Below are 936 nucleotides of genomic sequence, written 5' to 3'. Positions count from 1 at the left end.
GGGCCTTATCAGCGTACATGGCCTCGTCGGCGCGGGCGAGAGCCTTTTCGGCAGTATCGCCGATGCCGATGTGCGTGATGCCGTAGGCGGCGGAGACGTAGAGCGGGATACCGTTGAACAGCACCTTCTCGGTGCACAGCGTGGCGGCAAGCGCTTCGGCTTTGGAGGCTGCGGCTTCGGGATCGGTGTGCGTCAGGATCACTGCGAACTCGTCGCCGCCGATGCGGCCGACGACATCCGTCTCGCGCGTCTGGCGGACCAGGATTTCGCCGATGGCCCGGATCACGGCGTCGCCCGCCGGATGGCCGTGGGCGTCGTTGATCGCCTTGAAGTTGTTGAGGTCGAAATAGATCAGGCTCGCCTGCACTTCGTGACGCTTGACCATGGCGAGGATGCGCTGGGTCTCGCGCACGAAGGCGCGGCGGTTGTAGATCGGAGCCAGCGTGTCGTGGTCGGCGGAGGCTTCGGCTTCGGCGAGCGAAAGCTTGAGCTGCTCCACGTCGAGGCGGAGAGAGTCGATCTCCGAGATCATCACGTTGAATGCAGTGCGGACCTGCGGCGTCAGGTGGATGTCGGGCACGCCGAATATCTCCGCCACGCGCAGCGCCGGATCGACGAGCTGCTCGGGCGGGGCGGCTTCCACGCGCCGGGGGCGCGGTCCGAAGATCGAGAAAAGCTTCATCGGCTGGACAGGGTCTCCGGTCTGAAACTCGCCCAAGCTTGTTAGCGCGGGATTAACCGAAGCTTTCCGCGCCGTTGCGGAATTGTGGCGGAAGCAGGTAGAACCCGGCTTTCCGGCCGGAGCGCCCCATGTCGACGCCTGCACAAAAGCCCCTGGTTGGCGTCATCATGGGCAGCCGATCGGACTGGCCAACCCTTTCAAAAGCGGCCGAAATACTCGCAGAACTCGGCGTTCCATATGAAACGAAGGTGGTG

2 protein-coding genes are annotated in these 936 nt (G+C 64.1%); one reads left to right on the top strand and one right to left on the bottom strand.

Annotation, left to right across the window (positions count from 1 at the left end; translation table 11 throughout):
* The coding region (locus tag JHD07_RS39250; RefSeq protein ID WP_291631979.1) for a GGDEF domain-containing protein at positions 1 to 682 on the bottom strand (682 nt) is incomplete at its 3' end.
* A 128-nt stretch (positions 683 to 810) separates the two neighbouring features.
* Between JHD07_RS39250 and JHD07_RS39245 the strand changes: the two genes are divergently transcribed.
* A partial coding sequence (locus JHD07_RS39245) for an AIR carboxylase family protein (protein ID WP_366865929.1) occupies positions 811 to 936 on the top strand: 126 nt, incomplete at its 3' end.

It is taken from the genome of Bradyrhizobium sp., from assembly GCF_016462955.1.
In the GTDB taxonomy this organism is placed as follows: domain Bacteria; phylum Pseudomonadota; class Alphaproteobacteria; order Rhizobiales; family Xanthobacteraceae; genus Bradyrhizobium.
Note: the sequence above shows the minus strand (reverse complement) of the source record. Positions and strands in the feature narration are given on the sequence as shown.